The sequence below is a fragment of the Flavobacterium sp. C3NV genome (genome assembly GCF_046825355.2).
In the GTDB taxonomy this organism is placed as follows: Bacteria; Bacteroidota; Bacteroidia; order Flavobacteriales; family Flavobacteriaceae; genus Flavobacterium.
Window position 1 is genome coordinate 579,571 of sequence record NZ_JBKQBJ020000001.1, and the last position, 26,541, is coordinate 606,111.

General features: G+C 34.1%; 24 protein-coding genes. 19 read left to right on the plus strand and 5 right to left on the minus strand.

Annotation, left to right across the window (positions count from 1 at the left end):
- Nucleotides 1–406 precede the first annotated feature (406 nt).
- Together ACIDC4_RS02370 and ACIDC4_RS02375 are read right to left on the minus strand one after the other, a co-directional pair.
- Nucleotides 407–976: a 5-formyltetrahydrofolate cyclo-ligase gene (locus ACIDC4_RS02370; protein WP_412044311.1), complete on the minus strand. Its 570-nt coding sequence runs from the start codon at nucleotides 974–976 to the stop codon at nucleotides 407–409.
- Nucleotides 963–1,955: a succinylglutamate desuccinylase/aspartoacylase family protein gene (locus tag ACIDC4_RS02375; protein WP_412044312.1), complete on the minus strand. Its 993-nt coding sequence runs from the start codon at nucleotides 1,953–1,955 to the stop codon at nucleotides 963–965. Before ACIDC4_RS02375 ends, ACIDC4_RS02370 begins: the two co-directional genes overlap by 14 nt.
- A gap of 135 nt (nucleotides 1,956–2,090) precedes the next feature.
- Here ACIDC4_RS02375 and uvrC point away from each other — a divergent pair, with 135 nt between their 5' ends.
- The 14 genes from uvrC to ACIDC4_RS02445 all read left to right on the plus strand — a co-directional run bounded on the left by uvrC (nucleotide 2,091) and on the right by ACIDC4_RS02445 (nucleotide 19,972).
- Nucleotides 2,091–3,884 carry an excinuclease ABC subunit UvrC gene (gene uvrC / locus ACIDC4_RS02380; RefSeq protein WP_412044313.1) on the plus strand — a complete coding sequence of 598 codons (1,794 nt, stop codon included), beginning with the start codon at nucleotides 2,091–2,093 and terminating at the stop codon, nucleotides 3,882–3,884.
- A 9-nt stretch (nucleotides 3,885–3,893) separates the two neighbouring features.
- Nucleotides 3,894–6,263, plus strand: a complete 2,370-nt coding sequence (locus tag ACIDC4_RS02385) for a patatin-like phospholipase family protein (RefSeq protein ID WP_412044314.1) — start codon at nucleotides 3,894–3,896, stop codon at nucleotides 6,261–6,263.
- A gap of 307 nt (nucleotides 6,264–6,570) precedes the next feature.
- Entirely contained in the window at nucleotides 6,571–7,734 is a 1,164-nt protein-coding gene (locus ACIDC4_RS02390) for a homogentisate 1,2-dioxygenase (protein WP_412044315.1), read from the plus strand.
- A gap of 123 nt (nucleotides 7,735–7,857) precedes the next feature.
- Nucleotides 7,858–9,018 (plus strand): 4-hydroxyphenylpyruvate dioxygenase, encoded by a 1,161-nt coding sequence (gene hppD / locus ACIDC4_RS02395; RefSeq protein ID WP_412044316.1) that lies wholly within the window; start codon nucleotides 7,858–7,860, stop codon nucleotides 9,016–9,018.
- 299 nt (nucleotides 9,019–9,317) lie between these two features.
- On the plus strand, nucleotides 9,318–10,088 hold the full coding sequence (locus ACIDC4_RS02400) for a DUF3108 domain-containing protein (protein WP_412044317.1): 771 nt from the start codon (nucleotides 9,318–9,320) through the stop codon (nucleotides 10,086–10,088).
- Nucleotides 10,088–11,029 carry a tryptophan 2,3-dioxygenase family protein gene (locus tag ACIDC4_RS02405; RefSeq protein ID WP_412044318.1) on the plus strand — a complete coding sequence of 314 codons (942 nt, stop codon included), beginning with the start codon at nucleotides 10,088–10,090 and terminating at the stop codon, nucleotides 11,027–11,029. The genes ACIDC4_RS02400 and ACIDC4_RS02405 overlap by 1 nt, the downstream gene beginning before the upstream one ends.
- A gap of 21 nt (nucleotides 11,030–11,050) precedes the next feature.
- On the plus strand, nucleotides 11,051–12,271 hold the full coding sequence (locus ACIDC4_RS02410) for a M23 family metallopeptidase (protein WP_412044319.1): 1,221 nt from the start codon (nucleotides 11,051–11,053) through the stop codon (nucleotides 12,269–12,271).
- A 33-nt stretch (nucleotides 12,272–12,304) separates the two neighbouring features.
- Nucleotides 12,305–12,910, plus strand: a complete 606-nt coding sequence (locus ACIDC4_RS02415) for an SMI1/KNR4 family protein (RefSeq protein ID WP_488381124.1) — start codon at nucleotides 12,305–12,307, stop codon at nucleotides 12,908–12,910.
- A 39-nt stretch (nucleotides 12,911–12,949) separates the two neighbouring features.
- Nucleotides 12,950–13,570 (plus strand): hypothetical protein, encoded by a 621-nt coding sequence (locus ACIDC4_RS02420; RefSeq protein ID WP_412044321.1) that lies wholly within the window; start codon nucleotides 12,950–12,952, stop codon nucleotides 13,568–13,570.
- 34 nt (nucleotides 13,571–13,604) lie between these two features.
- Nucleotides 13,605–13,940 (plus strand): hypothetical protein, encoded by a 336-nt coding sequence (locus ACIDC4_RS02425; protein ID WP_412044322.1) that lies wholly within the window; start codon nucleotides 13,605–13,607, stop codon nucleotides 13,938–13,940.
- 110 nt (nucleotides 13,941–14,050) lie between these two features.
- Nucleotides 14,051–15,694 (plus strand): glucose-6-phosphate isomerase, encoded by a 1,644-nt coding sequence (pgi, locus tag ACIDC4_RS02430; protein WP_412044323.1) that lies wholly within the window; start codon nucleotides 14,051–14,053, stop codon nucleotides 15,692–15,694.
- Between the two features lie 319 nt (nucleotides 15,695–16,013).
- Nucleotides 16,014–18,860: a TonB-dependent receptor gene (locus ACIDC4_RS02435; RefSeq protein ID WP_412044324.1), complete on the plus strand. Its 2,847-nt coding sequence runs from the start codon at nucleotides 16,014–16,016 to the stop codon at nucleotides 18,858–18,860.
- A gap of 105 nt (nucleotides 18,861–18,965) precedes the next feature.
- A complete protein-coding gene (locus ACIDC4_RS02440) occupies nucleotides 18,966–19,388 on the plus strand; it encodes a hypothetical protein (protein ID WP_412044325.1) in 423 nt (140 codons plus the stop codon).
- Between the two features lie 89 nt (nucleotides 19,389–19,477).
- The gene (locus ACIDC4_RS02445) at nucleotides 19,478–19,972 is read left to right on the plus strand and encodes a septal ring lytic transglycosylase RlpA family protein (RefSeq protein WP_230033639.1); all 495 of its coding nucleotides are present in this window, start codon (nucleotides 19,478–19,480) and stop codon (nucleotides 19,970–19,972) included.
- A 39-nt stretch (nucleotides 19,973–20,011) separates the two neighbouring features.
- On the opposite strand, the gene ACIDC4_RS02450 is transcribed toward ACIDC4_RS02445, so the two are convergent.
- Complete coding sequence (locus tag ACIDC4_RS02450; protein WP_412044326.1) at nucleotides 20,012–20,467, minus strand: DinB family protein; 456 nt, start codon at nucleotides 20,465–20,467, stop codon at nucleotides 20,012–20,014.
- Nucleotides 20,468–20,546: 79 nt separating this feature from the next.
- Between ACIDC4_RS02450 and ACIDC4_RS02455 the strand changes: the two genes are divergently transcribed.
- The 5 genes from ACIDC4_RS02455 (at nucleotide 20,547) to nadD (ending at nucleotide 23,953) form a co-directional block, all read left to right on the plus strand.
- Nucleotides 20,547–20,900, plus strand: a complete 354-nt coding sequence (locus tag ACIDC4_RS02455; protein ID WP_230033641.1) for an arsenate reductase family protein — start codon at nucleotides 20,547–20,549, stop codon at nucleotides 20,898–20,900.
- 350 nt (nucleotides 20,901–21,250) lie between these two features.
- Nucleotides 21,251–22,111: a YicC/YloC family endoribonuclease gene (locus ACIDC4_RS02460; RefSeq protein WP_065448735.1), complete on the plus strand. Its 861-nt coding sequence runs from the start codon at nucleotides 21,251–21,253 to the stop codon at nucleotides 22,109–22,111.
- A gap of 94 nt (nucleotides 22,112–22,205) precedes the next feature.
- Nucleotides 22,206–22,781, plus strand: a complete 576-nt coding sequence (gene gmk / locus ACIDC4_RS02465; RefSeq protein WP_055094037.1) for a guanylate kinase — start codon at nucleotides 22,206–22,208, stop codon at nucleotides 22,779–22,781.
- A 75-nt stretch (nucleotides 22,782–22,856) separates the two neighbouring features.
- Nucleotides 22,857–23,279: a DoxX family protein gene (locus tag ACIDC4_RS02470; RefSeq protein WP_412044327.1), complete on the plus strand. Its 423-nt coding sequence runs from the start codon at nucleotides 22,857–22,859 to the stop codon at nucleotides 23,277–23,279.
- A 68-nt stretch (nucleotides 23,280–23,347) separates the two neighbouring features.
- Entirely contained in the window at nucleotides 23,348–23,953 is a 606-nt protein-coding gene (gene nadD, locus ACIDC4_RS02475; RefSeq protein ID WP_065448738.1) for a nicotinate (nicotinamide) nucleotide adenylyltransferase, read from the plus strand.
- A gap of 268 nt (nucleotides 23,954–24,221) precedes the next feature.
- On the opposite strand, the gene ACIDC4_RS02480 is transcribed toward nadD, so the two are convergent.
- Together ACIDC4_RS02480 and ACIDC4_RS02485 are read right to left on the minus strand one after the other, a co-directional pair.
- Entirely contained in the window at nucleotides 24,222–25,691 is a 1,470-nt protein-coding gene (locus ACIDC4_RS02480) for a nicotinate phosphoribosyltransferase (protein ID WP_412044328.1), read from the minus strand.
- Nucleotides 25,692–25,801: 110 nt separating this feature from the next.
- Nucleotides 25,802–26,536, minus strand: a complete 735-nt coding sequence (locus ACIDC4_RS02485) for a metallophosphoesterase family protein (protein ID WP_412044329.1) — start codon at nucleotides 26,534–26,536, stop codon at nucleotides 25,802–25,804.
- Nucleotides 26,537–26,541 lie beyond the last annotated feature (5 nt).

Sequence of the window (26,541 nt, forward strand, 5' to 3'; positions counted from 1 at the left end):
AAATAATAATTAGCATTCCGGATGTACTAAGAAAATTATTTGTAATTCCCGCAATCCAAATTGTATGCCAAGATTCCTGTTAAATATTTTATACTGAAAAATATGTTTTTTACTTCACCATATAAGTGATATAAGTAAATTGAAGTCTGATTAGAAGTATCCGCCCCAGCATATTGTAGAGACGCACAGCAGTGCGTCTACATCTAGAATGTCGACAAACTTTGTGTAGACGCACTGCTGTGGGGCTCTACAGAATAAAATGTAAAAATTAAAAAAGATTAAAATTATAATAGATAAAGCTCTCATATTACAAACTTTGCGAACTTAAAATCATCACAAACTAAGCCTTATTTCTTTGCGATCTTTGCGGTAAAAAACCACATCCAGTTTTATTCACTTATAGGATTTAAAAACTATAAACCTTTTCAGGAGTAACACAATAATCCAACTTCACATCTGATTCAAAAACATCTTCTATTTCAGTTTCGGCTTCAAAAAAAGAAAGACCTATTTTAATCGTTTCCGGTTTACATTCGGCTAGGAATTTATCATAAAAACCTTTCCCATACCCAACACGATTTCCTGAAAGATCAAAAGCCAAAAGCGGTACAAAAACTACATCGATAGTTGCTGACGGAACCGGCAAACCATTTACAGGTTCAGGGATATTATATTCGTTTTTTTTGATTTTGGTATTATCCGTTAATAAAAAATGCGTCATTCCGCGAGTGTCAAAATCGCTTTTAGACACCACAATTTCTTTATCTTTTCCGGAAAGCAAATGCAGAACATATTCCGTATTTACTTCTTTTTGTTCCTCGATCGGGAGAAATACATGATAATACGTTTTATCCCAAATGGGTAATTTGATTAGATTATTGGCTACAGCCAAACTCTTTTCTTCAAGATCATCAAGAGAAAGTGCTGCCCGGAGATTTTTATAGTGTAAGCGTAATTCCTTTTTATTCTTCTGCATTTTCAGGATTGTTATCGGGGCTATTTTTAGACATATGATAAATCGCATCGCCTTCATAAACTATGGGCGAATGATTGGCGTTGATGACAAAACCGTCATGTGGCGCTTTTACTTTCTGTTCAAATTTACCAAACGGATCCGTAATAATCGCCAGAATAGTTCCTTTGGTCACAAATTTTCCAATCAAATTATAATCGTGCAGCAAACCGGAACATTTAGCACGCAGCCAAACCGAATTTTTAATATAAATAGATTCGTCCTTCGCATACTCAACCACTTGTTTAGTATCAAGCATATTCAGATAATGCAACAAACGCTTCACTCCCATTACACCTTCATTGGCAATTACATTATTTATATCTAATGATTTTCCGCCTTCAAAAAGCAACATTTTTATATTCGCTTTTTCGCACGTATTCCTAAAAGAACCGTTGATGTTTTTAGAATATAAAGTAAACGGCGCATTAAAAACATCTGCCAGAATTTTCAATTCGGGATTGTTTTCGGTCACTCGAATTTGTGGAGCATTAAATCTACTCGCACCTCCAGCATGAAAATCGACTGCATAATCTATAATAGGCAAAACTTCGGCAACGATATGATACGCAAAACGACTCGCCAGCGAACCTTTTTTACTTCCCGGAAAAACGCGGTTTAAATCACGTCCGTCCGGAAATTCGCGGGATTTATTTACAAAACCATACATATTGATAATCGGGATACAAATAATAGTTCCTTTTGCAGGACGATTGATCTTCTTGCTGATGATCTGGCGCACGATTTCAACACCGTTAATTTCGTCGCCATGAATTCCGGCCGAGAATAAAACTACCGGGCCTTCAATTTTTGATCGGCGTACAATAACCGGAATATTAAGCTTTGTTGTTGTATGCAGCCTTGCAATTTCAACATTTATTGTTTTATTTTCTCCAGGCAAAATCGATTCGCCAAAAATAACCAGGGGTGTACTATTTTTCATGTAGAATTATAAAATCTAAATATAGAAATTATTCTTTTGATTTCGTAAATTTGAAACTAAATCAGTGTTAAGCTTTTTTCCGGAATCAAAACAACTTTCGAAAATGCTTTATAGCTCCTTCAGAAACAAAACAGAATGCAAAAACCGTCTTTAGATCTTCAAATCCAAACCCTGCCGGACAATCCTGGCGTGTATCAATATTATGATAAAGAGGGAAAGATCTTATATGTTGGAAAAGCCAAAAATTTAAAAAAAAGGGTTTCCTCCTATTTCAATAAAATTCATGACACGGCCAAAACAAATGTATTGGTTCGAAAAATTGTAACCATAAAACACATCGTCGTTCCTACCGAAACCGATGCTCTTTTGCTGGAAAACAATTTAATCAAAACCCTGCAGCCACGATACAATGTACTGCTTCGTGACGACAAAAGTTACCCTTGGATTTGTATTAAAAGAGAACCGTTTTCGAGAATATTTTCGACCAGAAGAATGGTCAAAGACGGATCAGAATATTTTGGTCCTTATACCAGTTTCAAAACCGTACATACCATTCTGGAGTTAATCAAAGAATTGTATCCGTTACGAACTTGTAATTATGATTTAAGTAAATCCAACATCGATTCAGGCAAATTCAAAGTTTGTCTCGAATACCATATTGGCAATTGCAAAGGTCCTTGCGAAGGTCTTGAACCTCTCGAAGAATATCAAAGACAAGTCGATGCGATCCGCGAAATCCTGAAAGGGAATTTTAAAGAAAGCATGAAAGATTTTAAGCGATTGATGAATCAATACGCACAGGATTTACGTTTTGAAGAAGCGCAGAAAATCAAAGAAAAAATAGAAGTTCTCGAGAATTACCAATCGCGATCTACGATTGTAAACCCCAAGATTACCAATATCGATGTCTTTTCGATCGTGTCTGACGAAAGTGCTGCTTATGTCAACTTTCTTCAAATTTCGCACGGATCGATCATTCGTTCGCATACTTTAGAAATGAAGAAAAAGCTCGATGAAACCGATGAAGAATTGTTAGAACTCGCCATCATCGAACTTCGCGAACGTTTTCAGTTACTTTCAAAAGAAATTATTGTTCCGTTCGAAATGAATTTGGGCGAAAACATCAAAACAACCGTTCCGCAATTGGGTGACAAAAAACAAATTCTGGATTTGTCGATTCGTAACGCTAAGTTTTACAGAATCGAACAGCTCAAACAATTGCAAATTGTAGATCCGGATAGACACACCAATCGTATCATGGCGCAAATGCAAAAAGATTTGCGATTGCCTGTTGAACCCAGACATATAGAATGTTTCGATAACTCGAATATTCAGGGAACAAATCCCGTTGCGGCCTGCGTCGTTTTTAAAGACGGAAAAGCCAGCAAAAAAGATTACCGTCATTTTAATGTAAAAACCGTCGAAGGTCCTGACGATTTTGCCTCGATGACCGAGATTGTGTATCGCCGTTACAAAAGATTATTAGACGAAAACCAACCTTTGCCGCAATTAATAATCATTGATGGTGGAAAAGGACAACTTTCTGCCGCCTTAAAAAGTATCGATGCATTAGAATTACGAGGAAAAATTGCCATTATCGGGATCGCAAAACGTCTCGAAGAATTATTTTATCCCGGAGATTCCATTCCATTATATCTCGATAAAAAATCCGAAACATTAAAAGTAATTCAGCAATTACGAAACGAAGCGCATCGATTCGGGATCACTTTTCATCGTGATAAACGAAGTAAAGCAGCCCTGAATTCCTCTGTAGAAAGCATTCCGGGCATTGGCGAAAAAACCATGCTTACGTTAATACAACATTTCAAAAGTGTTAAAAGATTGAAACTCGCAACCGAAAAAGAAATATCTGATGTCGTTGGTGTATCAAAAGCCAAAAAAATTGTCGACTTTTACAAAACCAACTAGTTATTTTTTATGCGCCCAATCCAGCTGTCCATTTCAAATACTCGGTCAAAACGATTTTTTTCTATTACAAAAAAAGGAGCTTCTAAAGTCGCTCTTTTTTTACAGGAAAAAATATCGTTTTGCCTCTCGCAGTTTTCCATTTCCATCTGGGGCGTACAGTTGGTGCTTTTCACGCTTTTATTTTTCCATACACAAAACTCTTTTTCACAAGAAAATACCGAAAAGGCAAAACAGGACGAAGCCAAAAGACCCAAAATAGGTTTGGTTTTAAGTGGCGGAGGCGCAAAAGGATTTGCACACATAGGAGTTCTAAAAGTTCTTGAAGAAGCCGGAATCAAAATCGATTATATTGGCGGAACCAGCATGGGATCTATCATTGGCGGACTTTATGCTTCCGGTTACAATGCCACTCAAATTGATTCGATTTTTAAAAGAACCAATTTCGACGAACTTATAAATGACTACATTCCGCGTTCCTCAAAAAACTTTTACGGCAAAAAAAATGACGAATTATACGCCATCGTTTTACCATTCAGCAATTTTAGAGTCGGGATTCCAGAAGCACTTTCAAAAGGAATGTACAATTACAATTTACTGAGCAGTCTTACCCGTAACGTGCGTCATGTACGCGACTTCAATAAACTTCCAACTCCATTTTTGTGTATTGGTACCAATATCGAAACCGGCGAAGAAGTTTTACTAAACAAAGGAAATCTGGTTCAGGCCATGATGGCAAGCGCTGCATTCCCATCGTTATTTACTCCTGTAGAAATCGATGGCAATTTATTGGTCGATGGCGGTGTAGTAAACAATTATCCTATTCAGGAAGTTCGCAATCTTGGCGCTGATATTATTATTGGTGTCGATGTTCAGGACGATTTAATGAAACGAAAAAACCTAAAAAACGCTACCCGAATATTAGTTCAGATTACCAATCTGCAGTCGATTGATAAAATGAAAAACAAAATAAAAGATACTGATGTTTATATCAAACCGGACATTCGTGATTATGGCGTTATTTCATTTGATAAAGGCGAACAAATCATCAGAAAAGGTGAAGAAGCCGCTTTTGCCGTTTACGAAAAAATTAAAACATTGGCCAACGAAGACAATTTTTATAAAAAACCAAAACTAAAAATTGCTACCGATACCATACAAATAGAAAAAATAAACAGTGACAAACTAGACAATTATACCAGAGAGTACATTCGCGGAAAACTTCGTTTTAAACCCGGAAGCACGATTACATACGATGATCTTAAAACAGGAATAAACAACTTAAATGCTACTCAAAACTTCAGCGCAATCTCTTATTGCCTGCAACCAGACGGCACAAAAGACGATCTTGATTTGGTTTTAAAAGAAAATCCAACACAAACCTACCTAAAACTTGGGCTGCATTACGACGGATTATACAAAAGTGCTATTCTATTAAATCTTACTCATAAAAAAACATTTCTAAAAAATGATGTAACATCGCTGGACATTATCCTTGGCGACAATTTCAGGTATGATTTAAACTATTATGTCGAAAATGGTTTCAACATTAGCTTTGGTTTTCGTTCAAGAATGAACCAGTTTAATAGAAATGTAACAACGAGCATTAGTAATTTGTTTGCTCAAAATTCAAATGTAAATTTGATTAATGTCGATTTTTTAGACATTACCAATCAGGCTTATTTTCAGACCATCTTTGTACAAAAGTTTTTAATGGGTGGCGGTCTGGAATATAAATACCTAAAAATAGACTCGCCAACTCTTTCTAACACAGAAAATACCATCGAGAAAAGTAATTATTTCAGCCTTTTTGGATATTTAAAATACGATTCGTTCGATAATAAATATTTCCCTCATACTGGTTTATATTTTTCCGGAGAGTTACAAACCTATCTGGCATCATCAGATTATACCAAACAATTCAAGCCTTTCTCGATTGCAAAAGCCGAGATTGCTATTGCGAGAACTTTATTCAGGAAAGCAACAATTAAAATTGGAGCCGATGCAGGATTTAATATTGGCAGTGACAGTGTTCCGTTTTTCGATTTTATACTAGGAGGTTTTGGCTACAGCAAAATCAACAACTTCAATTATTTTTACGGATACGACTTTCTAAGTATTGCCGGAAATAGTTTTATAAAGGCCGACATTAATTTAGATTACGAAATTCTAAAAAAGAATCACATTAACTTTACTGCCAATTTCGCCAACTTAGGCGATGACATTTTTACTAGTGTCGACTGGGTTTCTATGCCTAAATATTCAGGATATGCTGTAGGTTACGGACTGGAAACAATTATTGGCCCTATCGAAATCAAACAATCATGGTCTCCTCAAATGTCAAAAAGTTTTACCTGGTTTAGTATCGGATTCCAATTCTAATACATTTTACGTAAAAACATTAACCCAATAAAGATTAATATTTTATACTTAAAAATATTTTTAATGTTTTTTTAGCGTTAATAATTGACACAATATATAATTTAAATCAATAAAAATTACGACATTTGTTATAATGAAAACAAAATGGACAGGTTTATTAGAGTATCTTCAATTCCTTATCAAGAGAAATCCTGAATAAAACTACCGAATTGAGATAATTAGGCAATGACAACATTGAGCTAATTATCTGTTCACACAATTCAAATTTTTCGAATTATCTAATTTACAATTATCTAATAGAAAAGCCATGCCATTATATCATAAACTCGGAAACTTTCCTCAAAAAAGACACACCCAATTCGAAAAACCCAACGGAGGTTTTTATTACGAACAATTATTTGGTACCGAAGGTTTTCACGGACATTCATCATTGTCTTATCATTTTCACAGGCCAACGCAGGTTAAAGAAATTTTAAATTCTTATTCGGTTGAACCAAAAATTGCAATCGGAAAAAATATAAAATCATTATTGTTTAAAGGTTTCGAATTGAAACCTGAAAACGATTTCCTGGACAGCCGCAAAGCCATGTTAGTCAATAAAGACTGCATCATTGGTTTAGCAGCTCCAAAAGAATCGCTTCGAAATTATTTCTATAAAAATGCCGATGCCGATGAAATGCTTTTCATTCATAAAGGAAAAGGAAAACTAAGAACCATGTTAGGAAATATTCCTTTTGAATATGGCGATTACTTAATTATTCCACGTGGCATTATTTATCAAATAGAATTTGAAACTGAGGAAAACCGACTTTTTTATGTCGAATCATATTCTCCTTTTTATACTCCAAAACGTTATAAAAACCAATCGGGTCAGCATTTAGAACATTCTCCATTTTGCGAGCGTGATTTTATTTTACCAAACGAACTGGAAACGCATGATGAGAAAGGTGATTTTTTAATTAAAATCAAAAAAGAAGGAATGATTCACGAAGTAGTTTACGCCACACATCCTTTTGATGTTGTGGGTTGGGACGGCTACAATTTCCCATACGGATTCTCGATTCATAATTTTGAACCTATAACAGGACGTGTTCACCAACCGCCACCGGTACATCAAACATTTGAAACGGCTACTTTTGTCGTTTGTTCCTTCTGCCCTAGACTTTACGATTATCACCCGAAAGCAATTCCGGCGCCATACAATCACAGCAATATAGATTCAGACGAAGTACTATATTATGTAGATGGTGATTTTATGAGCCGTAATAATATAGAGCAAGGTCACATTACTTTACATCCAAAAGGAATTCCGCACGGTCCCGCACCTGGCGCAATGGAACGCAGTATTGGTCATAAAGAAACCCACGAATTAGCCGTTATGGTTGATACTTTCAGACCACTTATGGTAACCGAAGAAGCAATGGGATTAGATGATGGGCAATACTATAAATCCTGGACTGAAGCCCCCTAACCCCCGAAGGGGGAATTAAAAATTCTTGACACGATTAAAAAGAATCTAAGATTAAAATATTTATAACTAAAATCCTATTTACCCCTAATAGGAATTCCCCCTTCGGGGGCTAGGGGGCTTATCATGAGTAAAGAAGTAAAATCAGTAGAATACGGTTTAGAAAAAATCTTCGAAGGAGCACAAGATTTCCTTCCATTATTAGGAACCGATTACGTAGAATTCTATGTAGGAAACGCAAAACAATCGGCACATTATTACAAAACTGCTTTTGGATATCAGTCATTAGCATACGCAGGATTAGAAACCGGAGTTAGAGACAAAGCCTCTTATGTTTTAAAACAAGACAAAATCAGAATTGTTCTGACGACGCCTTTAACACAGGATTCGCCAATTCACGAACACCTAAAAAAACACGGCGATGGTGTAAAAGTTGCCGCCCTTTGGGTTGAAGATGCCAGAAGTGCTTATGAAGAAACCATGAAACGTGGTGCTCGTTCGTTTATGGAACCAACTGTAGAATCAGATGAATTTGGAGAAGTAGTTCGTTCAGGAATTTATACTTACGGAGAAACCGTTCATATTTTCGTAGAAAGAAAAAATTATAATGGTGTTTTCCTTCCTGGTTACAAAGAATGGAAATCAGATTACAATCCTGAACCAACAGGTTTAAAATATATTGACCACATGGTTGGTAATGTGGGATGGAACGAAATGAATACCTGGGTAAAATTTTACGAAGAAGTAATGGGATTCGTAAATTTCCTTTCGTTTGATGACAAACAAATCACTACAGAATATTCTGCATTGATGAGTAAAGTAATGTCTAACGGAAACGGAAGAATTAAATTCCCAATTAATGAACCAGCCGAAGGAAAGAAAAAATCTCAAATCGAAGAATATCTTGATTTCTACGGCGGTCCCGGAATTCAGCATATTGCCATTGCAACCGACGATATTATAAAAACAGTTTCGCAGTTAAAAGCACGCGGAGTTGAATTTTTATCTGCTCCTCCTCATACTTATTACCAGGCAATTCCTGAAAGATTAGGAGTTCATATGGATATGATGAAAGAAGATATTAACGAAATTGAAAAATTAGCCATTATGGTCGATGCCGATGAAGATGGTTACTTATTACAAATATTTACGAAGCCAGTTCAGGACAGACCGACGCTTTTTTTCGAAATTATTCAACGAATGGGTGCAAAAGGATTTGGGGCAGGGAACTTTAAAGCCCTTTTTGAGTCTATTGAGAGAGAGCAAGAATTGAGAGGAACACTATAAAATCACAAAATTTTTACATTAAACAGCATAATTCTCTGTAAAACGATGGTTTTTATGCAAATGTTATGTTAAACTTACCTTTTGCTATTTCTTTTTTGAATTTTCTACATATCTTTGCACTCGCAAATCAAGAAGGGGTGGTTTCCTTCTGAATTGATATAAATTTCATAATTTATAGTTTTTTGGTTAGTTAATAGCATAAAAACTCAGTCATTCCTTGACTGAGTTTTTTTGTTTTGGTACATTTGGAATAGAATTTGCATTTCTTTATCTTTATAATAAAATGTAAATATTGTACTATGAAAAAATTAATCCTACTTATATTAATTCTCACCTCAATGAGCTTCGACACCTTCAAAGAAGATGCTTTTGATACTGGAGAATACTTTAAATTCCGCATTCACTACGGAATTATAAACGCAGGTTACGCCACACTTGAGGTAAAAGATGCCACAATAAGCAATAAAAAAGTATTTCATGCTGTGGGTAAAGGCTACACTACCGGAATGTCAAAACTATTTTTTAAAGTAGAAGATTTGTACGAAAGTTATTTTGACAAACAAACTGGAAGTCCTTATCGCTATGTTCGAAAAATTAACGAAGGCGGTTACACAAAAGATCAGGAAGGTTTCTTTAACCAAAATGAAAACAGAGTTCTTGTAAAAGATTATAAACGCAAAACCGAAAAGACAATTGTAACCTCAGAAAATGTACAGGATATTATCTCGTCTTTTTATTACTTAAGAAATCACCCTAATATCGACAAGCTTAAAACAGGCGAAGCGATTACAATTGACATGTTTTTTGACGACGAAATCACAAAATTTAAGTTAAAATATGTAGGTCGTCAAGATATTACAACTAAATTTGGAACCGTTTCTACAATGATGTTTAAGCCTTTGGTACAAACAGGACGCGTTTTTAAAGAAAAAGAAAGCGTAACACTTTGGATCACAGATGATGACAACAAAGTTCCTGTTAGAATAAAAGCAGATCTTGCTGTAGGTTCACTTAAGGCAGATCTCGACGAATATAAAGGATTAAAAAATCCGTTTAAAGTAAAAAAATAATGAATACCACAGATCATTCTGAATCAATTTTAAAGGAAATTGACCTTAAATTTCAAGCAATAAATCAAAAAACTGAGGTTCAATTAGAGGGATTGCTTTGGTCAAAACCAATTACTTATTGGGACTATATTCAGACTGATGCGCTGCTAAATTTACAAATACAACGCACCACGCTTCCTGACGAAATGGTTTTTATCATGTATCATCAGGTAAACGAACTGATTTTTAAAATGATCTTGTGGGAAATTGACCAAATTGCCGAAACGCAGAACATTCAGGTTGATTTTTTTAGTGAAAGACTATCCAGAATAACCCGTTATTTCGACATGCTGACCAATTCGTTCAGCATTATGGAAAACGGAATGAACGTTGATCAATACATGAAATTCAGAAATACACTAACTCCTGCAAGTGGTTTTCAAAGTGCACAATATAGATTGATCGAATTTGCCTCGACAGATGTCATCAATTTAACGGATCGCAGATACAAAGATAATTTTGATGAAAACACAGATTTAGAAACCAGTTTTGAACATTTGTACTGGCAGGCTGCCGGAAAAGATTATCATACCGGAGAGAAATCATATTTGCTTAAAGAATTTGAAAATAAATATAAAGATCAATTTCTGAGACAAATTTCTTCATTCAAAACAAAAAATATCTGGCAAAAATTCACACAACTCCCTATCGAAGATCAGCAAAATCAGGAATTAATTGCAGCCATGCGTCATTACGATAAAACGGTGAATATCACTTGGGTTATGCAACATTTAAATACCGCTCGAAAATATATTTTAGAAAGCGGAAAAGGCAATGGTGAAGCCACAGGCGGAAGTGACTGGCAAAAATATATGCATCCAAAATACCAAAGACGCATCTTTTTTCCTAAATTGTGGACCGAAGAAGAATTGTCCAATTGGGGAAATGAAACAACCACTTAATTTCCTAAAAAATTTTAAAGTTTGAAAAAAGCATTCGTACTTATAACCTTATTATTATCAATAGTTTCATGTAATAAAACCGCTGAAAAAGTTGAAATCAAAATCACTAAACCTAAAGTAAAAAAGGTAGAATTTGGTTTTAATTACACTGATTTTAATGTGGTTCAGGATACTATAAAAAAAGGAGATTCTTTTGGATCGATCATTCAAAGCCAAAATATTGGAGACAAAAAAGTCTTTGATGTTGTGGAGCAAATCAAAGATTCTTTTAATGTAAGAACTATTCGATACAACAAACCTTATACTATTCTTCGATCAAAAAATAAAACAAATAAACTACAGGTTTTTATTTATCAGCCGGATGCATTATCTTATTATGTAATCGATTTTCGCGATAGTATTGCAAAAGCGTATAAAAAAGTAAAACCTGTTACACTTAAACGTAAAATTATTGGTGGCGTTTTAAAAAGTTCATTATCTGAAACTTTAGGAAACGAAAGCGTAGAAACAGCACTTGCCAGCAGAATTACAAAAGTATTCTCATGGTCTATTGACTTCTTTAAACTTAAAAAAGGAGATCGTTACGGATTGATTTTTACCGAACGTTTTATAAACGGAAAAACGTACGACGGAGTTGAAGATCTCGAAGCTGCTTTTTTTGAATATAAAGGAAAGATCATTTATGCTTTTCCGTTTGAAAAAGATACACTTTCAGGAAAAGTAGAATATTATGATAATGAAGGAAAAACATTGAAAAATTTCTTCCTGAAAACACCAATTAAATTTAGCCGAATCACTTCAAGATTTACTGCAAACAGATTTCACCCTGTACAACATACCTGGAAAGCACACAAAGGTACAGATTATGCTGCCCCTACCGGAACGCCAATTTCAACAACAGCATCCGGAGTTGTAGAGGCAACAGGATATACAGCAGGAAACGGGAACTTTGTAAAAGTAAAACACAACGGAACCTACTCGACTCAATATTTACACATGTCGAGAATTTTAGTAAAACGCGGACAAAGAGTTACACAAGGACAAACCATAGGATTAGTAGGAAGCACGGGATTAGCCACAGGACCTCACGTTTGCTACCGTTTCTGGAAAAACGGAGTTCAGGTCGATGCTCTTCGCTTGAATTTACCTACCGGAGAATCCCTGACCGGAAATGACAGAACTCGTTTCATGAAACAAATTGAACCTTTGAAAAGGGAATTAGATAGTATTGGTAATCTGTAAGAATAATTCTTTATTTTTGTGAAAAGAATACAAATGATCGATATCAACAAAAAAGAAGACATCATAATTCCTTTTGAAAAAATAGGAGATAATGACTGGGAAGTAAAAACAAAAATAATTATTGAATCCCTTGCTGAAAATTGGAGCAATGAATTAGAAAGCCCTATTTCGATCGAGGAAATCGACAATTTAGAGAATCGTTTAGGAACAACTCTTCCTAACGGATTAAAGATTTTTTATAATACTTTTGGAATCGCTGATATTGGAGAAGAATTGCAAAACTTTGAAGATATGATGTGGCTAAAAGATCTATGGGATGAAAATGATCCTTATGGACAAGAATTCACAAAAGAACACAAAATCTCACTACCCTATTTAATTTCATTTAGTGACTATTTAGGAAACGGCAATATGTTTTGTTTTCATAGCGAAACAAAAGAAATTTATTATTACGATCACGATACCAGACCATACATAACAAAAATGTTTGACAATGTAGATGATTATATTAAAGGATGCTTAATTTTTGCTCAAACTGATCTTTTTGGAGAAGTTGGACAGGATAAAGTTGAAAAATGGACTGAACAAATTGTAAAAAGTTTATTTGGAAAGACAATCGTTAAAAAATGGCATTATTAAAAATACCAGCTTTAAAATAATTATTTAAAAAGAAGTAAAATGAAAAACGCTCGTCTTAAAGCAATTTATAATGAAACTTTTTCAGGCTTAAAACTATTTTACAGAGACACCAATTTATCCTATGACTTAATTTCAAAATATGAAATCGGGAAAATTATTCAGGAAAAAGGTTTTACCGACATGAGTTCTTTGGGTGGCGGACTTTCCGGCAACTTAAGATATCTAATTGCAAGTGCTCATCCAAAAGATTTATCGAAATTCAACCCTGATTCCGCAAAAAACGGTCACTTTCTTTTGGATTCTATTGCTTATTTTAAAGTATTAGACATTTATAAAATCGAAAATAAAACTCAGGTATTTCTTTTAAATATTCCTGATAATTCATTGACACTTCTTAAAAATTCAACTTCAAACTTAGAAGAAGAAATTATAGAAAAGGCGAGGAAAAAATTCTCAGACAAAATCAATTTACCATTAGTTCCGGAATTGCAAACCGAAAAATGGAAAGAAAGAACTAAATCCCCCATTGGAATAGATGAAAATGGCCAACTTTTTTTTGATGATTCTAAAATTAAAACTGAACCATTAAAAAGAATAGAAATTAATATTGCCAAGAAAACAATTGAAGTTAACAAAAAGCCATGGTGGAAGATTTGGTAAAAACCGTTTTTTCTACTAAACCATAAATCATTTAATGAAAAGAACTTTACTACTATTTTCTTCTACAATAATTTTAGGTTGTTCTCAACCGCATGCTTTTGTTTTAAATGATACAAAAGAAAACGAATATCATGTCTTAAAACTAATCAATCATGCCTTTGAAGAAGATCAGATTGACAAATCGCCTTTGATTGTAATAAATGGAATTCCTTTTAAATACGACAAAAAACAAGACACCATATTATTACCCCTTAAAAAATCTGATATCATAGATTTAAATTTTTTAAACAAAAATAGTAGTCGCATCATTTATAATGAAAGAGAAAATGATGGCGCCATTATAATAACGGCGAAACTTCAAACCAAATAAACTTATAAATCGTTTTCGTAACTATTTGTTATATAATTGTGAAGCTTAAAGCTATTAAAAGTAATTTCAGTATTTTTGTTTTTTATAACCACATTCTCAATTAAACAAAAATGGCTTTAAACACAACAAACCCAACCGGGACTGAAGCGTGGAAAAATCTGCAAAACCACTATAACGCAATTCACGAAACTACGATACAAGAATTATTTCAACAAGATAATGCCCGCGTTGAAAAGTTCAACTTACAATGGAATGACTTTTTAGTTGATTATTCCAAAAACAATATCAGCCAGGAAACTGTTTCTCTTTTATTAGAATTAGCCAATTCAATTGGATTAAAAGAAGCGATCGCTCAATATTTTGGTGGAGAAATTATCAATCAAACAGAAAACCGTGCTGTTTTACACACTGCATTACGTGCTCCGGAATCGGCAGTTATAAAAGTTGACGGAGAAAATGTAATTCCTGAAGTTTACGAAGTAAAAAATAAAATCAAACAATTCAGCAACGAAGTAATTTCGGGAGAAAGAAAAGGATACACCGGAAAAGCTTTTACTGATGTTGTAAATATTGGTATCGGAGGTTCTGACCTTGGACCAGTAATGGCAGTTGAAGCATTGCAATTTTACAAAAATCATTTAAACTTACATTTCGTTTCAAATGTTGATGGTGATCACGTAAACGAAGTCATCAAAAAATTAAATCCTGAAACAACATTATTTTTAATTGTTTCTAAAACTTTTACTACTCAGGAAACTTTATCAAATTCTGAAACAATCAAAGAATGGTTTTTGAAATCGGCTTCTCAGGAAGATATTGCAAAACATTTCGTTGCTGTTTCAACTAATATTCAAAAAGTAACTGAATTTGGAATCAATCCTGACAATGTTTTCCCAATGTGGGACTGGGTTGGAGGAAGATTTTCTTTATGGAGTGCTGTTGGATTAAGCATTAGTTTAGCAATAGGTTTCGATAATTACAATGATTTATTGAAAGGTGCCAATGAAATGGACGAACATTTTAAATCGGCAGAATTCGACGAAAACATTCCTGTAATTCTGGCTTTATTAAGTGTTTGGTATAATAATTTCTTTGGAGCAGAAAGTGAAGCTTTGATTCCATACACACAATATTTATCTAAACTGGCTCCTTATTTGCAGCAAGCAACTATGGAAAGTAACGGAAAAAGTGTTGGCCGCGACGGAAAACCAGTTAACTACCAAACCGGAACTATCATTTGGGGAGAACCGGGAACAAATTCGCAACATGCCTTTTTTCAATTGATTCACCAAGGAACAAAATTAATTCCTACTGATTTTATTGGATTCGTAAAACCATTATACGGAAACGAAGATCATCATGATAAACTGATGTCTAACTTTTTTGCTCAGACAGAAGCTTTATTAAACGGAAAAACGGCAGCGCAAGTTCAGGCTGAATTTGACAAGCAAGGACTTTCTGCAGAAAAAGCATTGTATTTATTACCATTCAAAGTTTTTACAGGAAATAAACCAACTAATACTATCTTAATTCAAAAATTGACACCTAAAAGTTTAGGTTCGTTAATTGCTTTATATGAGCACAAGATTTTTGTTCAGGGTGTTATTTGGAATATTTTTAGTTTTGATCAGTGGGGAGTAGAATTAGGAAAGCAATTAGCGAATTCTATTTTAGATGAAATTAACACTAAGACGGTGAAAAATCATGACAGTTCAACTTCATTTTTGTTAAATCACTTTTTGAAGAACAAATAGAACTCTAATAAAAATATTCACAACAAACTGAAACGCCTTAATTTAAGAGAAATTAAGGCGTTTTTTCGTATAAAAACCACCCAAAATAACGCTAAAACACTGATTCTTGCAAGTTTAGCACTACAAGACCATGAGAATCATTACGATTTTAACAAAATACTATCCCAAAAAATCAAAAAAACGTTATTTTATTTAAGAAAAAAAGAAAAAATCATTTTAATGCGCAACAGATTAGATAAAACTTATTTTTCTTAACATTTTGATAACACTATCTGATTTAATTGTTATAATTTTGCCAAAAACAATAAACTAATAACAAATGAAGACAATGAAAAATTGGTTACTCACTGGACTATTGTTCATGATAGTTTCAACCGCATTTTCTCAAGGAAAAATTACAGGTATGATTACCGACGGAGTTGGATCATTACCGGGAGCAAACGTAGTGATCAAAGGATCTACGACTGCAACTTCTACAGATTTTGACGGTAAATTTACTTTGAATGCAACAACAAGTACAGGAGAAATCGTTATTTCTTTTTTAGGTTACGAAAACAAAACTGTAAAATTTTCAGTTTCTGGCGGTTCTACAAACTTAGGAACAATCGTTTTAACTTCTAATTCAAACGAATTAAGCGAAATTGTTGTAAAAAGTTCAGTTGTCGATATTGCAAAGGACAGAAAAACTCCTGTAGCAGTTTCTACAATTAAAGCTGCTGAAATTCAGGAAAAATTAGGAACTCAGGAATTTCCGGAGATCTTAAGAAACACTCCTTCAGTATATGTTACTAAATCAGGTGGTGGTTTTGGAGATTCAAGAATCAACATTCGTGGATTCAACCAAAATAACATCGCTGTAATGATCAACGGTATGCCGGTTAACGACATGGAAAACGGTTCTGTTTACTGGAGTAACTGGGCTGGTTTATCTGATGTAACATCTGCAATGCAGGTTCAAAGAGGTTTAGGAGCTTCTAAACTTGCTACTCCATCAGTTGGGGGAACTATTAACATTGTAACTAAATCTTCTGACAAAAAAGAAGGTGGATCTTTCGCTTCTGGTTTTGGTAATGGAAGAAACTTCAAAATTCAGGGTTCATACAACACTGGAAAATTAGATAATGGACTTTCTGCTTCTATCTTATTATCTCAAACAATGGGAGATGGTTACGTTGACGGAACTCAATTTGAAGGTTCTAACTATTATGTAGCTTTAGGATACACTAACAAAAGCGGTAAACATGATTTTCAACTTACTGTAACAGGTGCTCCACAATGGCACAACCAAAGATCTACAATATCTACAATTGCTACTTACCAACAATATGGACGTAATGGTGAGCCAAATATCAGATACAATGCTGATAATGGATATTTGAATGGTGAAGAATACAACATCAGAAAAAATTACTACCACAAACCTGTTGCATCTTTCAACTGGGATTACAAAATCAACGAAACAACAAAACTTTCTTCTGTTCTTTACGCTTCTATGGGACGTGGTGCAGGAGCTAGTGCAACTGGAGGAATTAAAGGAAAAGCATACAGTGATGCTGTAACTTTTAGAAGACCTGACGGTTTAGTAGATTACGATAAAATCGTAGCTTACAACTCTGGTACACCAGTAGCTATTACAGGTTTCCCTGGACTTAGCCAAAGACAACAAATCGGTGGAGTTTACCAAAACAGTTCTTACTTTAATACAAGTTCTAACATAGCGGATTACAACCCACAAACAAATGTTAATACAACTGGTATTTCACAAACTTCATCTATCAACTCTCATGACTGGTTTGGTGCAGTAATCAACTTAAACAAAAAATTATCTAATACATTAACTTTAGATTTTGGTTTTGACGGAAGAACTTACAAAGGATACCACTATACAGTTCTAAATGACTTATTAGGCGGAGGTGAGTATTATGACAATTTTATTGCTGATCAAAAACCAACCGGTAGACGTTTGACTACAACTTACGATACAGATGTTCAATGGAATGTTTTCAAAAAAGCAAACTACGAGAAAATCTCTTTCAACAGTACTGGTAATGTAAAATGGTATGGTGTATTTACTCAATTAGAATATGCTAAAGACAACTTAACAGCATTCGTTCAGGGAGCAATTTCACAACAAGGTTACAAAAGAGAAGATAACTTTGTATACAAAACAACTGATCCATTATCTTCTACTCCTTACAAAAACATCACTGGTGGAAACGTAAAAGGTGGAGCTAACTATAACATCAACGAGAAACACAATGTTTTTGTTAATGCTGGATACTACTCAAGACAACCGTTCTTTAACTCAGTTTATCCAAACAACAGATCTACAGTAAACCCTAACCTTACTAACGAGAAAATCACTGGATTTGAAGCTGGTTACGGTTTCCGTTCTAAATTCTTTAATGCTACTGTAAACCTTTACAACACAACCTGGAATGACAGGTACTTAAAAGGTAATGCACTTACTGCAACACCAACTATTCCTGCAAACTCAACTTATACTGAATTCGTAGGTCTTAACGAGGTTCACTCTGGATTTGAATTTGAAGGTAGTTCAAATATTACTGAAAGATTAAAAGTAACAGGTATGTTCTCTTACGGAATCTGGGAATACAAAGGAAATGCTACTGTAAACGCTTACAACCAAGCAGATAATACACCAGTTGTAGGATATACTGCAGCTACTGTATACATGGACAAAGTAAAAGTAGGTGATGCTGCTCAAATGACTGCATCTTTAGGAGCTTCTTATGAAGTTGTAACAAGAGTAACTATTGACGCTAATTACAACTTTAATGACAAATTATATGCTGGATTAAACCCGGTAAACTTTACATCTGCAACAAACAAAGGAGCTTTAGAATTACCTTCTTACGGTTTAATGGATGCTGGTTTCTCATATAAAATGTTAACTGGTAAAAACAAAGACAAATCTGTAAACTTCAGATTAAACGTAAACAACGTTTTTGATAAAATTTACATTGCTGAAGCAAGAACTAATATTTTTGCTGATGATAATCTTCCTACAAGTAGTCCTGCACTACCAGGTTCAAAAGGAACTTATGCTTCTAACGGAATGCTTTATAATGGAGTTGCTAACGTGAACACAGTATTCTTCGGATTTGGAAGAACATGGAACTTTACACTACGTTATGATTTCTAATATTTAGAATCTAAATAAATACCAAAAAACGGCGTTGACTTTTAGTCTAATGCCGTTTTTTTTATGCCTTTTTTGCTATATTTGTTTTAACAAAAAATTTAATTTATGTACCATTTTCTACAAAAACTTCATTCTGGCTGGGCTTATTTAGCACTTTTGCTTTTATTAATTGCAGTTGTAAATGCCATTATTGGAGTAACTTCTAAGAAAGATTTTACAGCTAAAGATCGTAAAATTGCATTGTTCGCCTTAATAGGAACTCACACTCAATTATTGATTGGAATAATACTTTATTTTGTTTCTCCGCTTGGAAAAGCAGCTTTTGGACAAATGTCTAATGCAGAACTAAGATTAACTTCACTAGAACATCCACTAATCAATCTTATTGCGATCATTTTGATCACTATTGGATGGTCGAAACATAAAAAATTAATTAATAGCGAAGCTAAATTTAAAACTTTTGCTATTTATTACGGATTAGGATTATTGCTTATATTAAGTAGAATCCCATGGAACCTTTGGTTCTAAAAAACCAATTAAAGCCCTAAAATAATAGGGCTTTTTTTATCTCGGCATATTATTTGTACAAACTCCCCAAGTCTGAAAAAAAATAACCCATGAGAAGTAAAAAAAACATTATACTTACCAGCCTTACAATAACTTTTTTAAGCTGTTTTACTTATGTTATAAGTCAAACAAAACCCACAGAGCCTAAGCCTAAAATTACTCAGGATACGGTAAAAATGGTAAAACCGGATATACTTGCCATTCCAACTGATTCTGTTTTTACTGATAAAGGTTTAAAGCTAAAACCTTATAAAAAAAATGCTCACGCCTCTTATTACGCTGACCGTTTTAACGGAAAAAAAACTGCAAGTGGAGCACGATTCAGCAATAGTAAATATACTGCAGCACACAAAAAACTGCCATTTGGTACCAGAATAAAAGTAACAAATGAAGCTAACGGAAAATTTGTCATCGTAAAAGTAACAGATCGTGGTCCGTTTGTAAGAACAAGAGAACTTGACTTATCTAAAAGGGCTTTTATGGAAATCACCAAAAGTAAAGGAAGTGGTGCTATGAAGGTAACAATAGAAACTATAGTAGAATAAAAGAATCCCGTCCTGAATCATTCAAGACGGGATTTTCTTTTAAACAAACTTTCTTATGCTCATGATAATTCCGGTATGGATTCCTTCATGATAATTATTAAAGTCTAAAGCTCCATCTATATTTTTTAGTGTAAATCCTAAGCTTGTAGTGTATTCGTTGTAATTCACAAATAGGCTATTTGCAAAATCTTGTTCGGTTTGGTGCAAAGTTGTAGAAAGTAAGGTTCTGATCTCGTCGACCTCAGCTTGCGAAACATCACCTTCTGGCTTGGTTCCTTTTTTGTATTTTGCAATAAATTCATCTGAAACCATCGTAGGGAAACCTGACAATTTGTAGATTAAAACCTGTTGCGAGGAGATGCAATGCGCAATATTCCAGATTAGATTATTACTAAATCCTTGCGGAATTTTGTTTAATTGTTCTAATGAATGATGATCTAAAACCTTTAGCAGAATTTCCCGAATGGTTTTCTGTACTTCAAAAACTGAGTTCATAATTTTATTTTTTTTTCTAAAATTAGGCATTTTTCAGTTTTAAATGAATTTTCTTTGTAGTCTCTTAAATTTAAAAAACATGAATAAAATATACTATTTGGCTTCTTGCGATACGTGTCGCAAAATCATCAAAAGCTTACCTAAAGATAATGATCTGGTTTTTCACGATATCAAACAAAACCCTATTACGGAGGCAGAACTAGAGGAAATGCATAAGCTTGCCGGAAGTTACGAAGCTTTGTTTAGCAAGAAAGCGCAATTGTACAAATCAATGGATTTGAAAAACAAATCTTTGACTGAAGAAGATTATAAAAAATACATTTTAGAACATTATACATTTATCAGTCGTCCGGTTTTTATTATTGATGAAAAGATTTATATTGGTAATACACAACCTGTAACATTGCAGGTGATGAAAGCTTTAGAAAAATAAAGTTCTAAAGTGTCCGGGTTTGCGTTAGGGATAGCAGCGGAAATCCTTTTTTTGAGCTTTTTCTGCTCAAAAAAAGATTGGGAGCGGATAGCCCGACCGGAGGGAACGCCCAAAAACTAAAACGCTGGTGGTGAAAAAAGTTAGCCACAAATTGCACAAATTTTCACAAATTTCATTCTTTTTTAATTTGAATTCTGAAAATATTTTCAAAGTTAGCCTGGAAAAAATTTGTGGAAATTTGTGAAATTTGCGGTAAAAAAACTTTATACAAAGCTGACTTTAACAGATTAGCGATTTAAAACTCAAGACTGCAAAGTTTTATTTATCTTTGCGCCTTTATACTCAATTATATGATACAATCTATGACAGGGTTTGGCAAAGCTTCTTTGCAATTGCCTACAAAAAAAATTACCGTTGAAGTAAAATCCTTAAATAGTAAAGGTTTAGATTTAAACGTAAGAATGCCGTCGCTTTATCGCGAAATGGAACTTGGTTTAAGAACTCAAATCTCTACAAAACTGGAAAGAGGAAAGATTGATTTCGGGATTTACATTGAAAGTACTTCTGAACAAACTTCGACAAAAGTAAATGTACCTGTTGTAAAAAACTACATTGCTCAGCTTAGAGAAGTTTATCCTGGCGCTGACGAAACTGAATTGATGAAAATGGCCGTTCGTATGCCTGATACGCTAAAAACGGAACGTGAGGAAATCGATGAAAACGATTGGGAACAAATTCAGGTGATTATTGAGGAGGCTTTACAAAACATTTTGACTTTTAGAAAAGATGAAGGTGAATCTCTGGAAAAAGAATTCAACTTAAGAATTGGAAATATTCGCCAATATATGAACGATGCTTTGGCTCTTGATCCCGAACGTGTTCAGGCTATCAAGGATCGTTTGCAAACTGCAATTTCTGAATTGAAAGTAAATGTAGATGAAAATCGTTTTGAACAGGAATTGATTTATTATTTAGAAAAACTGGATATTACGGAGGAAAAAGTTCGTTTGACGAATCATTTAGATTATTTCTTAGAAACTATAAAAGGTACTGAAGCGAATGGTCGTAAATTAGGTTTTATTACTCAGGAAATGGGTCGCGAGATCAATACAATGGGTTCTAAATCGAATCATGCGCAAATGCAGAAATTGGTCGTGATGATGAAGGATGAATTGGAGAAGATTAAGGAACAGGTTTTGAATGTGCTTTAAAAAAGCAATATGCTTTAAGCTATAGGCTATAAGCAGGAATAAAAGCATCAAATTAAAGCTTAAAGCGTAATGCTTAAGCCTAAAGCATATATTAATGAACAAAGGAAAATTAATTGTTTTCTCTGCACCATCCGGATCAGGAAAAACAACTATAGTAAGACACTTACTTGGGAAAGAAGATTTAAATTTAGAATTTTCGATCTCAGCGGCTTCACGCGACCCACGCGGAGAAGAGGAACACGGAAAAGATTATTATTTTATTTCGCTGGAAGAATTTAAAAAACACATTAAAGCCGAAAATTTCCTGGAATGGGAAGAAGTATATCGTGACAATTTTTACGGTACTCTTAAAGCCGAAATTGAACGTATCTGGGCTTTGGGCAAAAACGTGATTTTTGATATTGATGTTGCCGGCGGATTGCGTATTAAACATAAATTTCCGGATCAAACGCTTGCTGTTTTTGTAAAACCTCCAAGTGTAGATGAACTAAAACGCAGATTGAAAGAGCGTTCTACCGAAAGTGATGACAAAATTAATATGCGTATTGCAAAAGCTTCTGTTGAGTTGGCTACTGCGCCTCAGTTTGACACGATTATAAAAAATTACGATTTAGATACGGCTAAAGAAGAAGCGTATCAATTAGTGAAAGCTTTTGTAAATAAAGACTAGAAACTTCATAAAATCAATACTTTTTTAGAAAAACAGCCGTTAGCTTTTGATGTAACCGCTATTAATATCTGTATTATGATTAATTTATTTGAAATAAAAAGAAACGAAAATTATCTGAGTATCATTATTCTTGTCATTAGAATAGCTATTGCAACATTGATGATTTCTCATGGTTTATCTAAACTGAATATGCTTTTGGCCGGAGGTGAAATTCAGTTTCCTGACCCGCTTGGAGTAGGAAAAACAGCTTCGTTGACTCTTGCCATTTTTGCAGAAGTACTTTGCTCCTTTTTTATCTTCATTGGTTTAGCCACAAGATTGGCGACTTTGCCATTAATTATTACAATGTTAGTTGCTGTATTTGTTATTCATGGTGCTGACCCAATCGATGTAAAAGAAATGGGAATTTTATATTTACTGTTTTATGTACTTCTTTTGGTAACCGGAAGTGGTAAATTCTCTATTGATTATTTGATTTCAAAAAAGAATCGTTACTAAGTTATTTTAATACCACAGATTAATTTGAATGTAATATTTACCATTTGAATTATGAAAAAAACTCTTTTATGAAGATAGGCCTTTATTTCGGAACGTATAATCCCATTCATGTTGGCCACTTAATTATTGCCAATCACATGGCGGAGTTTGCCGATTTAGATCAGATTTGGATGGTGGTTACGCCTCACAATCCGCTAAAAAAGAAATCTACCTTATTAGACGATCATCAACGTTTAGAAATGGTGCATCTGGCAACAGAAGATTATCCAAAAATTAAACCTTCGGATATTGAGTTTAAATTACCTCAGCCTAATTATACAGTGAATACTTTGGTTCATTTGCATGAAAAGTATCCAACGCATGATTTCTCCTTAATCATGGGCGAAGACAATCTGAAAACGCTTCATAAATGGAAAAACTATGAGGTTCTTTTAGAGCACTACGAAATTTATGTTTATCCAAGACTCGAAGACAAAACGCAAACTGGTGAAACTTTAGAAGAAGAACCAAATACTTTAAAATCGCACCCTAATATTCATATTATTGATGCGCCAATTGTAGAAATTTCTGCTACTTTTATTCGAAAAAGCATAAAAGAAGGAAAAAATATTCAACCGTTATTACCTCCAAAAGTTTGGGAATATATCGATCATAATAATTTTTATAAGAAATAAAAATCATTCCGTAGGAATGTCTGCTGGGTAGAACTAAATTTAAATTATGATTATACGTTCCGTAGGAACGTTTGATTAACGGTACGGATATCCTGTATCAATAAAATCAGGTGTCCTTACAGGACACAGCGCAAAACGACACTACTTTTTTACCGATGAGATATTCCTACGGAATATAAAATATTGGTGTTTATGAAAATTCCTTTTTCCTCGAAATGAAAAATAGAGCAAAAAAAGCCTGAATTAAAAATTCAGGCTTTTTTTGTTTTTACGCTTCAATGTTTATCTCGTTTTTAACTCTCGCTCTAATATCACTTAAAGACTGATCAACTAAAAGCTTTCCATCTCTGAAAACTTCTTTCAATTCGCCTTGTTTTTCTTCTTCCCATGAAACATTATCGGTTAAATGATATACGCCGTCGACTAAATCAATTTTCATTAATCCTTTGGCTGATTTTTTAGTTCCATCATCTGTGATTGGATCTTTGAAGATCGCTCTTCCCTCTCCGTCTACTTCTCCGTACGTAGCTTTCATGGCAAAACCAAAAGTATCTCTGGTGTTATATTGATATGTAAAAGAACCAATTCCTAAAACAACGTTTGTAGAAGCAAATCCTTTTTCTTTTAATCTTTCTGCAATTTGAGTTGCTCTTGCAACCGTGATACTATCGCCGTAAATAGCTCCAATTTGCGGAATAAGCTCTTTGTATCCTTTTGCATTAGTTGTTCCTCCAAAAACATCCCAAAGAAGCTCAATCACGCCTTTCTTTTCTTGTTCTGTTTTTCCGTTTGGATTTCCGCAGATAATATCAACCGGATCACCACTATCAGGACGAATTACGACTTTACCATCTCTGGCAACAATATCTTCTTTTAAGCGAGGTAAATAATCCGTTAAAACTTTCCATAAATCCCAGGTATCAGAAACGATAGAAACAATTCCTTTTGGATAAACTTGTGTAATTAATCTTTTAAAGGTTTCGCATTCACCTTCAGTAGTTCCCATACACATTACAGAATGTTCTGTTGCGGCAACTGAACCTGCGATTAATTCTTTATCGGAATTGGCTTTGTAATAATCTTCGAAGAAATCAATAGCCGGAATAGTATCTGATCCTGTAAAACTCAATAAATGTCCGGCTGCAGAAGTTATTGCCGCTTCGATTCCGCCCATTCCACGCATCGAGAAATCGTGAGCCTGCCAATCTACAAATTCAGGTACCGATGAAGTTTCATCTGCATATTTGTCTAATACTTTTCTGTATTCTTTGGCAATTGTAGCCGAGTTACAAGGAAGCCAAATTACGGCAGAAAGTAAGGTTTCGAAATAATTTGTTAGCCAGAAAAATTCCGGAATCGTATTGTACATCGTAAACATTGGCACTCTCAAAGGCACGCTTGATCCTTCCGGCAAGGCTTTAAAAACCATCGGAATATATCCTAAATCGTGTAAGTCTTCGATATGTTTTGTTCCGACTTGGTTTTCGCCTAAATAATTATTGATTCTTCGTGAGTATTTTTTAACCACTTCTTCTTTTGGCTGTTTGAAAAAATCAGCATCAAAATCGTGAATGATATATTTTTTGATGAAATATTGCAATCCAAAAAACACCACCTCATCAAGACCTTCAATTCTTGATTTTCTAGGTGTCCAGTTAGAATATACTAATGTGGTTTTGTCCGGATATTGTCTTCTGTGGTCAACTTTGTAACCGTCTGTTAATAATAGTGGGTTCATATCTTTTAATTATTTAAATTCTCGTAAATTTTAGGTTTCACAGAGACTCGCCAAGTTTTAATTTTCTTTGCGCTGTTTTGTGTTTTTCTTCGTGTGTCTTTGTGTAATATTTAAACTTTATTTCTTCCTTTTTCATTGGGATAAAATGTCTGTACAGCATCGCTTTGCCAAAATACTTTAGTTGCAACATCAATACAACTTAATTTTCCGTAAAAACCTGCTCCGGTATCAATATTCCAGACATTACAGCCTTGCATTGGAATTTCAATATTATAATGAAGCGTTGGTGTATGGCCAATGTAAATTTCATTATAAAGCAATAATCTTTTAGGATAGGATAGCGAATCTTTTTTGATCCTTTTGTCCATTGTTAATGCCATTTCCCAAAGAGTTCTGTCCCAGGAATAATTTGTTTTATAATGTTCCTTGTCCGGACCATGCATCGACGAAAATCCTGCGTGAATAAACAAATTATTATTTTCATCTACAAAATAATCTTTACTGTTTTCAAAAAAATTACAATGTTTTTCTTTTTCGAAAGAATCAATATTCTGATAACTTTCTATAGTTGATTTTCCTCCGTGTAGAAACCAAATGTCGTTTACAACATCATTCTTCAGCCATTCGTGACACCAAACATCATGATTTCCTCTTATAAAAATGCATTCTTGCCTTTGGGATAATTCAATCAGAAAGTCAATCACTTGTGCCGATTCGCTCCAGCCATCGACATAATCTCCAAGAAAAATAAATCGGTCATTTTCTGAATAATCAATTCGTTCTAATAATTGAATCAATGCTTTTAAACCGCCGTGAATATCTCCAAAAACTAATGTTCGTTTCATGATAT

Excerpts from the sequence above, each read along its gene's own strand:
- ACIDC4_RS02470 (WP_412044327.1), top strand. The coding sequence starts at position 22,857 with ATGATTAATTTATTTGAAATAAAAAGAAACGAAAATTATCTGAGTATC.
- ACIDC4_RS02390 (WP_412044315.1), top strand. The coding sequence starts at position 6,571 with ATGCCATTATATCATAAACTCGGAAACTTTCCTCAAAAAAGACACACC.
- ACIDC4_RS02425 (WP_412044322.1), top strand. The coding sequence starts at position 13,605 with ATGAAAAGAACTTTACTACTATTTTCTTCTACAATAATTTTAGGTTGT.
- ACIDC4_RS02415 (WP_488381124.1), top strand. The coding sequence starts at position 12,305 with ATGATCGATATCAACAAAAAAGAAGACATCATAATTCCTTTTGAAAAA.
- gmk (WP_055094037.1), top strand. The coding sequence starts at position 22,206 with ATGAACAAAGGAAAATTAATTGTTTTCTCTGCACCATCCGGATCAGGA.
- ACIDC4_RS02480 (WP_412044328.1), bottom strand. The coding sequence starts at position 25,691 with ATGAACCCACTATTATTAACAGACGGTTACAAAGTTGACCACAGAAGA.
- ACIDC4_RS02460 (WP_065448735.1), top strand. The coding sequence starts at position 21,251 with ATGATACAATCTATGACAGGGTTTGGCAAAGCTTCTTTGCAATTGCCT.
- ACIDC4_RS02450 (WP_412044326.1), bottom strand. The coding sequence starts at position 20,467 with ATGAACTCAGTTTTTGAAGTACAGAAAACCATTCGGGAAATTCTGCTA.
- ACIDC4_RS02435 (WP_412044324.1), top strand. The coding sequence starts at position 16,014 with ATGAAGACAATGAAAAATTGGTTACTCACTGGACTATTGTTCATGATA.
- ACIDC4_RS02375 (WP_412044312.1), bottom strand. The coding sequence starts at position 1,955 with ATGAAAAATAGTACACCCCTGGTTATTTTTGGCGAATCGATTTTGCCT.
- uvrC (WP_412044313.1), top strand. The coding sequence starts at position 2,091 with ATGCAAAAACCGTCTTTAGATCTTCAAATCCAAACCCTGCCGGACAAT.
- ACIDC4_RS02440 (WP_412044325.1), top strand. The coding sequence starts at position 18,966 with ATGTACCATTTTCTACAAAAACTTCATTCTGGCTGGGCTTATTTAGCA.
- ACIDC4_RS02385 (WP_412044314.1), top strand. The coding sequence starts at position 3,894 with ATGCGCCCAATCCAGCTGTCCATTTCAAATACTCGGTCAAAACGATTT.
- nadD (WP_065448738.1), top strand. The coding sequence starts at position 23,348 with ATGAAGATAGGCCTTTATTTCGGAACGTATAATCCCATTCATGTTGGC.
- ACIDC4_RS02400 (WP_412044317.1), top strand. The coding sequence starts at position 9,318 with ATGAAAAAATTAATCCTACTTATATTAATTCTCACCTCAATGAGCTTC.
- ACIDC4_RS02485 (WP_412044329.1), bottom strand. The coding sequence starts at position 26,536 with ATGAAACGAACATTAGTTTTTGGAGATATTCACGGCGGTTTAAAAGCA.
- pgi (WP_412044323.1), top strand. The coding sequence starts at position 14,051 with ATGGCTTTAAACACAACAAACCCAACCGGGACTGAAGCGTGGAAAAAT.
- hppD (WP_412044316.1), top strand. The coding sequence starts at position 7,858 with ATGAGTAAAGAAGTAAAATCAGTAGAATACGGTTTAGAAAAAATCTTC.
- ACIDC4_RS02405 (WP_412044318.1), top strand. The coding sequence starts at position 10,088 with ATGAATACCACAGATCATTCTGAATCAATTTTAAAGGAAATTGACCTT.
- ACIDC4_RS02445 (WP_230033639.1), top strand. The coding sequence starts at position 19,478 with ATGAGAAGTAAAAAAAACATTATACTTACCAGCCTTACAATAACTTTT.
- ACIDC4_RS02455 (WP_230033641.1), top strand. The coding sequence starts at position 20,547 with ATGAATAAAATATACTATTTGGCTTCTTGCGATACGTGTCGCAAAATC.
- ACIDC4_RS02420 (WP_412044321.1), top strand. The coding sequence starts at position 12,950 with ATGAAAAACGCTCGTCTTAAAGCAATTTATAATGAAACTTTTTCAGGC.
- ACIDC4_RS02370 (WP_412044311.1), bottom strand. The coding sequence starts at position 976 with ATGCAGAAGAATAAAAAGGAATTACGCTTACACTATAAAAATCTCCGG.